The sequence below is a fragment of the Terriglobales bacterium genome (assembly GCA_035454605.1).
GTDB lineage: Bacteria > Acidobacteriota > Terriglobia > Terriglobales > Acidobacteriaceae > DATMAB01.
The window spans coordinates 1-8,328 of sequence record DATIGQ010000216.1; the positions used below are offsets into that span (position 1 = coordinate 1).

Consider the following 8,328-nt stretch of genomic DNA (forward strand, 5'->3'; position numbering starts at 1 on the left):
GTGCCGTACTACCTGCAGCACAAGCTTTCCATCGTGCTGGAGATGCCGATGGCGCAGATCCGCGTGATCAAGCCGCTGGTGGGCGGCGGCTTCGGCGGCAAGAGCGAAGTGATCCCGCTGGAGATCATCGCGGCGGTAGCGACGCGCGCGGCCCGGGCGCCGGTCAAGATCACGTACACGCGCGAGGAAGTGTTCTGGGCGCACCGCGGTCGTCCGCGCACCATCATCGACCTGAAGACAGGGGTGAAGCGCGATGGCCGCATCACCGCCGTCGCTGCCAAAGTGATTCAGGACGGCGGCGCCTACTGCTCGTACGGAGTGGTGACCATCCTCTATTCCGGCGCGTTGTTGGGCGCGCTCTACGACATCCCCCACATCCGCTACGACGGCTACCGCGTGCTCACCAACAAACCCGCCTGCGGCGCCATGCGCGGCCACGGCACCGTGAACGTGCGCTTCGCCTTCGAATCGCAACTGGACGAGATCGCCGCCGCGCTCAAGCTGGACCCGGCCGAAATCCGGCGCGTGAACCTGCTGCAGCCCCCGTGCGTCACGGTCAACGGGCTGCGCGTCCAGAGCTACGGCCTGCCGGAGTGCATCGAGCGAGTGGTGGAGCGCTCGGCTTGGCTTCAGCGCCGGGGCAAGCTCGGCCGCGGGCGCGGCCTCGGGCTCGGTTGCAGCCATTACGTCAGCGGCGCGGCCAACTCCATCATTCGCTCCGATATGCCGCACTCCACCGTGAACATCAAGGTGGACCGCGACGGCGGCGTCGTGGTCTACACCGGAGCGTCCGAGATCGGCCAGGGCTCGGACACCATGACGGCGCAGATCGCCGCGGAAGTCCTGGGCTGCTCGCTCTCGCGCATCAAGATTGTGGCCGCCGACACCGACCTTACGCCCATCGACATCGGCTCGTATTCCAGCCGCGTCACTTTCATGGCCGGCAACGCCACCATGCGGGCCGCGGACGAGGTGAAGAAACAGATCGTCGCTGCCGCCGCGCGCAAGATGAACTGCGCTGCCGCCGACGTGGTGATGCGCAACGACCTGGTCTTCAAGCAGGGCATGGCGGAGAGCGCCGCGCAGACCGCCGTTGAGATAAATGTCCGCGTCGCCCGCGAGCAGGCTGCGGGCCGCGTTGAGGAAGGCCAGATCCTGCGGGGCTCGCTGCAACAGAAACGCAAGGAAGAAGGCCCGAAGGACTGGATGACCTTCGAGGAAGCGGTGGTCACAGCCATCGACTTCCACGGCGCCCTCACTGGCACCGGCTCCTATGCGCCGCCGCAGGAAGCGCGCGGCGGCAAGCACAAAGGCGCGGGCGTGGGGCCGTCGCCGGCGTACTCCTATGCCGCGCAGGTGGCCGAAGTCAGCGTGGACGAAGACACCGGCGTGGTCACGGTACACAAGATCTGGGCCGCGCACGATTGCGGCCGCGCCCTTAACCCGGTCTCGGTCGAGGGCCAGGTGATCGGTTCGGTGTGGATGGGTCTGGGCCAGGCGCTCCAGGAAGAGATGGTCTGGAAAGACGGCCTGCTGATGAATCCCGGCCTGCTCGAATACCGCTCACCCTCGGCAGTCGAGTCGCCGGAAGTCGAATGCATCATCGTGGAGAGCGTGGACCCGGAAGGTCCCTTCGGCGCCAAGGAATGCAGCGAGGGCTCCCTTGCCGCGACCATCCCCGCGATTGCCAACGCCATTTACGACGCCGTGGGGATTCGCCTGCATGAAGCGCCATTCACGCCCGAGCGGGTGCTGGCGGCGCTGCGCGCCCAAAAGGGCGCAAAGAAGCTCGACCTGACGGAAGGCGTCGATCCGGAGGCCCCAACCAGGTTCCGCGAGCACGGCGGCGCACTCTGGTATCGGGGCAAGGGCCCGGAGCGCCACCCAGCCGATCCGGCGCGGCGGGAAGCGTCCCAAGCTGGGGGAGGTGACGATTGAGCCTCCCTGAGTTCAAGCTGCTGCGCCCTCGCACCGTGACGGAGGCGGTCGAGCTGCTGGGCAAGCACGCGCCCAGCATTCAGGTCATTGCCGGCGGCACGGATCTGATTCCCTCGCTGCGCCAGCGGCTGTTTGCGCCGCGCTATGTGCTCGACATCCGCGGCATCGCCGAACTCAACGGCATTCGTGTCGTTCCCGGGCAGGGCGTGGAGATCGGCGCGCTCACCACCCTGACCGGCATCGAGGACTCCGAATTCCTGCGGCGCAACTATCCCGTGCTGCGCGAGGCGGCCATCACCGTGGCCTCGCCTATCCTGCGCAACATGGGGACGATCGGCGGCAACATCTGCCTGGACACGCGCTGCCTCTGGTACAACCAGTCGCTGGCCTGGCGGAAGTCATGCGGCTTCTGCATCAAGAAGGATGGCGACCTCTGCCACGTAGCGCCGGGTGGCACCAAGTGCTGGGCAGCCTTCTCCGGCGACACGCCTCCCGCCCTGCTCTGCCTGGAGGCGGAGATCGAGATCGCCGGTCCGCGCGGTACACGCCGTCTTCCGCTGCGCGATTTCTACACCAATCTGGGCGACGCGCGCATCAAATGCGAACGGGATGAACTGCTCACCCGCGTTTTCCTGCCGGAGGCGATGGCGGGCTGGCGCGGCGCTTACCTGAAGCTGCGCATCCGCGGCTCCATCGACTACCCGCTGGCAGGCGTTGCGGTGGCGCTCAAGGGGTCCAACGGCACGGTGGAGGACGCGCGCGTGGCCATCACCGCAGTGAACCCGGCGCCGCACCTGGTGCCGCATGCCGGGAGTGCCTTGGCGGGCAAGAAGGTGGATGAACACGTTGCCGAGGTGGTTGGCGAATTGACAGCCCGAACCGCCAAGCCGCTCACCACGTCGGCCCTGACGCCGGAGTATCGCCGCGAGATGATTCGGATATTTGCCAAGCGCGCCGTTCTGGCCGCCGCAAGAGGACAGAGGGGATAACGGTCGCACTAACTGTTTGAGGAGGAGGAGTCGTGGACGCAAGCAAGAAGTGGAAACTCTGTTGTTCTGTGGTGTTGGCTGTGATGGCGCTGTCGACCCTGGCTGTGGCGCAGGATTCAGCCACGGCCGATCCTGCTCTGCCCGCGAACTATGACAAGGACTTCGCCCTCCGCTACCTGGCGGAGACGCGGGAGAAGTTTCTGGCCTCAATCAACGGGTTGAGCGAGGCGCAATGGAAGTTCAAGCCGGCTCCGGACCGCTGGTCCGTGGGCGAGGTCTCCGAGCACGTCACCAAGGCCGAGGAGATGTTCCAGGGCATCGTGCACAAGATGATGGCGTCGCCCGCGGACCCAGCCAAGGCGCAAGAGGCCACGCTCAAGGAGGCCAATATCGTTAAGATGGTTCCCGATCGTTCGACGAAATTCCAGGCCCCGGATCCGCTCAAGCCCACTGGTCGCTGGGCGACGCAAGCCGCTCTGGTCGCGGATTTCGAGAAAATGCGCAAGGAGAACGCAGAATATCTGGCGGCCAACTATGACGAGCTGCGGCAACGCCTGGAGGCCGGGCCCCCGGGCAGCATGGACGGCGTGCAGTGGATGGTCTTCATGGCCGCCCACCTCAAGCGCCACACTGCTCAGATCGAGGAAGTGAAGGCCGACCCCGCATTCCCCAAGAAGTAGGTGGTAGGATACCGGCGCCCGGGGGTTGCTCACACCGGGCGCCATTTTGCTAATCGGGACGGCGGTTTTCTAGCCACTGGCCACTAGCCACTGATGATCACCGACTGTCATGTCCACATCATGCCCATGCACCTCTTCAAGCCGGAGGCCTTGGCCGCCATCAAGAAGAAGCGCAGCGACTTTGAGCACATTGAAGCCTTGTGCCGCTCGCCCAAGGCTTTCCTCAAGCACCTCGACGCCGTGGGCGTGGAGCGCGCCGCGCTCATCAACTACGTAGCGCCGGAAGTCATCGGGCTCACCTCCGGGGTGCATCAATTCGTCGCCGAGTACGTGAAGGAAGACCCGCGGCGACTCATTCCCTGTGGCGGGCTGCACCCGCGCCACAGCACCAACGTCCTGCGTGACGTGGAGGAGCTGCTGCGGCTGGGCATCCGCATGTTCAAAATCCACCCTCCGCACCAGCTTCTCTACCCGAACGACTATCTGAAGGGCATCAAGGAGTTGGAGATCATCTATCGTGCGGCCGAGGCCAACGGCATCCCGGTGATGGTCCACACCGGGACCTCCATTTTCCCCGGCGCGCGTAACAAGTACGGCGACCCTATCTACGTGGACGATGTAGCGGTCGACTTCCCCAAGCTGAAGATCCTGCTGGCGCACGGCGGCCGTCCGCTGTGGATGGATACGGCCTTCTTTCTGGTGCGGCGGCACCCGAATGTCTATCTGGATATCAGCGGCATCCCACCCAAGGCTCTGCTGCGCTACTTCCCGCGACTGGAAGAGATCGCGGAGCGGACTCTGTTCGGCACGGACTGGCCCGGTCCGGGCGTTCCGGACATGAAGAAGAACCTCACGGACTTCCGCGCCCTGCCGCTTTCGGAGGCGGCCCGGGAGCAGATCCTGAGCAAGACCGCACAGTCCATCTGGCCGGCCTGAGGTCGGAGAAATGGGCGGTTACTGTGGCGTCCTGCGGCGCCGCCCCGGGCGCGCCGGCGCCGCCTTCACGCCTAACAGTTCGTCCGCCAGCGCGGTGGCTCCGTAGACCTTGCGCAGCGCTTCCTGGATGGCGCGGACGTCCACGGCGATCGCCCTTGCGAGCTTGTCGGAGTAGGCGAAATTCCAGGGAAGGGAATAGATGTTGCCGTCGAAGATGATGCCCACAAGTTCGCCGGCAGCGTTCACCACCGGGCTGCCGGAGCTACCCCCAATGATGTCAGCGGTCGAGACGAAATTGAACGGCGTCGTGGCACGCAGCCGGGTGCGGTTCCTGGTCCAACTGTCCGGCAGCTTGTAGGGCGGCTGATTGCCGTGGGCGGCGGCATGCTTGAAGGCTCCGCCGATGGTGGTGAAGAAGGGAACCGGCTTGCTGTTTTCCGTGTAGCCGCGGACCGCGCCATAGCTCAGGCGGAGCGTGAAGGTCGCGTCGGGCGGTTCCGCATTGCCCTCTAGCGTGAAGCGGGCTTTGGCCAGGCGCGCTCCGGATTGGCGGAGCACCGAGTCCACGTTGTCGTCGTAGGTCTTGCGCGCGGCTCGAGCTTCGCGCTCGATGTCGCGCATCAGCATGATGAGCGGATCCTTGCTGTCTTCGACGGCTTTCTTGCCGCCCTCATAGAGCTGGCGGCGCAGGTTCACGTCCTGGAGTTCGGTGCCTTCGACTGCCGCTCGCGCCACTTCTTCCGGAGATCGTCCCTTCAGCACCCGTTCCACCACCACGTTGCGCGCGCCCATTTGCTCGCGCATCTCGTTGAGCGAATAGGCGAGCAGGGCCGTCTCCAGCGACTTGTAGATGGGCGCAGCGGAAAACAATCCCAGTTCCAGGGAAGGGAGGGCAGAGTCGCGATATTCCCGTAAGCGTTCGTTGTTGGGCCGGGGACGCTCGCTGGCGGCGCGCACCAGGGTGCGGGCGAACTCCGCCAGCGTCCCGCGAAATCCGGAGCGCCGCTCCAGGAAGATGTAGGAAAGGAAAATCGTGCGGTAGGTATCCATCGCCCGGTCCGTGTCTTTCCACGCGTCGCCGACTTCCTTCTTCAGCTCCGGGTTGGCCTCGATCGCGGCTCGCAGCCGGTCTTCCGCCGCCTGCTTGGCCGCCATCAGTTCCGTATCGTTCAACCCTCCCTGGTAGCCGCTCACCGCTTTGAGCGAATTCTCCAGGCTGTCCAGGTCATCTTTGGCGATGCGTGCGTTCTCCTCCGACGCTTCGGAGAACTTGCGCAGTGTCTCGATGCGCCCGCGATAGGACTCCAGCAAGAACGGGTAATAGACGTCCCGCAGGAATTCCAACTCATCCATGGACTTCAAGCGCCCGGTGGCGCCGGGATGGCCGGAGACGAAAATGAGGCCGCCTTCCTTCAGCGGGCTTCGCGCCCACTTCAAGTATTGGTTCAGAAGCACCGGCTTATCGTTCTCATAGATACGGAAAAAGGCGACGTCCAGATCGAAGCGGGGGAAGTTGAAGTTGTCGGGGTCGCCGCCGAAGAACGCAATGTCTTGCTCGGGCGCGAATACCAGTCGCACGTCGGTGTACTTGCGGTAGCGATAGAGGTGATACGCCCCACCGGAGTAGAAGGTAACCACGTCACAGCGCAGTCCGGTCTGCTTGGCGCAATCGGCTTCGATGGTCGCCATGGCTGCCCGCTGCGTCCGGCCGGCCTCGGCGTCGTTCATCCCCGGCTTGACGCCGGCATTCACCTGCGCCGTTACATCCTGCATGCTCCCCAATACATTCAGCTCCAGGTCCGGGCACTTGGCCTCTTCGGCCCGGCTGCGCGCCAGGTAACCGGTCTTCAGGAAGTCCTTACCCGCAGAGGAGAGCTGATGAATGCACTCTTCGGCCACGTGGTGGTTGGTAAACACCAGTCCGTCTGCGGAGACGAACGAACCCGATCCGCCGTTGTTGAAGCGTACGGACGAGAGCCGCAGGTGGTCCAGCCATTGCTGGCTCGGTTTGAACCTGTAGCGGGCCTGCAGCTGTTCCAGCGGTGGGGCGCTGAACAGCCACATGCCTTCATCGGCTACGGCGCAGGTGGAGAGCAGGCCAAGACAGAGCAGGCACGTGACGATTCGCATGGCGGATTTCCGGCCCGGCATTAGGAGTTGCGCCTCCGGGCGGCCACTATACAGGGCGGCCAGACGGCCTCGCAAATGGGGAAACATGGCCCTGTGATTGCCGTCACTTCGCGAAGTGCCCCCATTTGGAGTATAAAAAAGGCAGGGTGAGCGCCCGATTGGCGCTCGAGCTGAGGAACGTCATGACCACGGCAACGGCAAGCAAGGGGCTGGAAGGAGTCGTCGCAGCCAATTCCAGTATTTGTTACATCGATGGGGAGCGCGGCATTCTCGCCTATCGCGGCTATGACATCCACGATCTTGCTGACAACTCCACCTTCGAGGAAACCTGCTACCTGCTGTGGTTCGGCAAGCTGCCCACCCGCAGCGAGTTGGACGACCTAAAGGCTCACCTGGCGGCCGAACGCAAGCTGGACCCGGCCATCATCAATCTGTTGCGCCAGTCGCCGCGGAGTGCGTCGCCGATGGAAGTGTTGCGCACCGCGGTTTCCGCGCTCTCGTTCTACGATCCCGATACGCACCACAACGACCACGTCGCCGATGTGCGCAAGACCTACCGTCTCACTTCGCAGATCGCCGAAATCGTCGCCGCCTACGACCGCGTCCGCAAGGGGCGGGCCGTGGTGGAGCCCGATCGCTCCCTTTCCCACGCCGCCAACTTCCTGCTGATGCTCAACGGCGAGAAACCCTCTCCCACCGCCGAAAAGGCCATGGACGTGGCTCTGATCCTGCATGCCGACCACGAGCTGAACGCCTCCACCTTCGCCGCCCGGGTGACCGCCGCGACGCTTTCCGACATGCATTCCGCCATTACCTCGGCCATCGGCGCCCTCAAGGGACCGCTGCACGGAGGCGCCAACGAAGAAGTGATGCGGCTGTTGCAGGCCATCGACGAGGCCGGAGAGGACCCGGTCGAGCACGTCAAGGCCATGCTGGCAAAGAAGGAAAAAGTTCCCGGCTTCGGCCATCGCGTGTATCACACCGAAGACCCCCGGGCCACGCATCTGCGCCAGATGTCCGACGATCTCGGCCGTTCCAGCGGTCAGCACAAGTGGTTCGAGATGTCCCGCAAGATCGAGGAGTTCATCAACCGCGAGAAGAAGCTCAACGCCAACGTGGACTTCTACTCCGCCTCCACCTACACCGCCCTGGGCCTGGATATCGACCTGTTCACGCCCATCTTCGCGGTCTCGCGCATCAGCGGCTGGACGGCCCACGTGCTGGAGCAGCACGCGGACAACCGGCTCATCCGCCCGCGCGCCGAGTATCAGGGTGCGCTGCCGCCGGTTCCTTACGTCCCCATCGACCGGCGCTGAATAGCCGAGGGCAGGGAGCAGCGTCCGGCCCGTACTTCAGCGTAGAATATTTCTATGCGGCGCGTTTACCTCGATAACAACGCCACCACTCCGCTCCTGCCGGAAGTGTGGGAGGCGATGCGGCCCTATTTTGCCGATCAGTTTGGCAACGCCTCGTCGATCCACCATCACGGCCAGCAGACCCGAGCGGCTGTGGAACGCGCCCGGGAGGCGGTAGCCGGGCTCCTGGGCTGCCGTGCCGCCGAAGTCGTTTTCACTTCCGGCGGCACCGAAGGAGACAATCTGGCGCTGTTCGGGCTGGTCGAGCCGGGGGACCACGTGGTGACGTCCACCATTGAG

General features: G+C 64.5%; 7 protein-coding genes. 6 read left to right on the plus strand and 1 reads right to left on the minus strand.

Translation table 11 applies throughout. From position 1 onward, the window contains the following. The 4 genes from VLE48_15210 to VLE48_15225 form a co-directional block, all read left to right on the plus strand. The coding region (locus VLE48_15210; protein ID HSA94361.1) for a molybdopterin cofactor-binding domain-containing protein at positions 1-1,938 on the plus strand (1,938 nt) is incomplete at its 5' end. Further along, a complete protein-coding gene (locus VLE48_15215) occupies positions 1,935-2,927 on the plus strand; it encodes an FAD binding domain-containing protein (protein HSA94362.1) in 993 nt (330 codons plus the stop codon). The genes VLE48_15210 and VLE48_15215, both read left to right, overlap by 4 nt. Before the next feature lie 32 nt (positions 2,928-2,959). Continuing rightward, on the plus strand, positions 2,960-3,607 hold the full coding sequence (locus VLE48_15220; GenBank protein HSA94363.1) for a DinB family protein: 648 nt from the start codon (positions 2,960-2,962) through the stop codon (positions 3,605-3,607). Positions 3,608-3,700: 93 nt separating this feature from the next. Continuing rightward, positions 3,701-4,543 (plus strand): amidohydrolase family protein, encoded by an 843-nt coding sequence (locus tag VLE48_15225; GenBank protein ID HSA94364.1) that lies wholly within the window; start codon positions 3,701-3,703, stop codon positions 4,541-4,543. Positions 4,544-4,561: 18 nt separating this feature from the next. Here the strand turns inward: VLE48_15225 and VLE48_15230 are convergent, their stop codons facing one another. Then, positions 4,562-6,673 carry a S46 family peptidase gene (locus VLE48_15230; GenBank protein HSA94365.1) on the minus strand — a complete coding sequence of 704 codons (2,112 nt, stop codon included), beginning with the start codon at positions 6,671-6,673 and terminating at the stop codon, positions 4,562-4,564. Between the two features lie 146 nt (positions 6,674-6,819). On the opposite strand from VLE48_15230, the gene VLE48_15235 reads away from it, so the two are divergent. Both VLE48_15235 and VLE48_15240 read left to right on the plus strand, forming a co-directional pair. Then, positions 6,820-7,989 (plus strand): citrate synthase, encoded by a 1,170-nt coding sequence (locus tag VLE48_15235; GenBank protein HSA94366.1) that lies wholly within the window; start codon positions 6,820-6,822, stop codon positions 7,987-7,989. Between the two features lie 54 nt (positions 7,990-8,043). Then, positions 8,044-8,328, plus strand: a 285-nt coding sequence (locus VLE48_15240; GenBank protein HSA94367.1) for an aminotransferase class V-fold PLP-dependent enzyme, incomplete at its 3' end; no start/stop codon positions are given.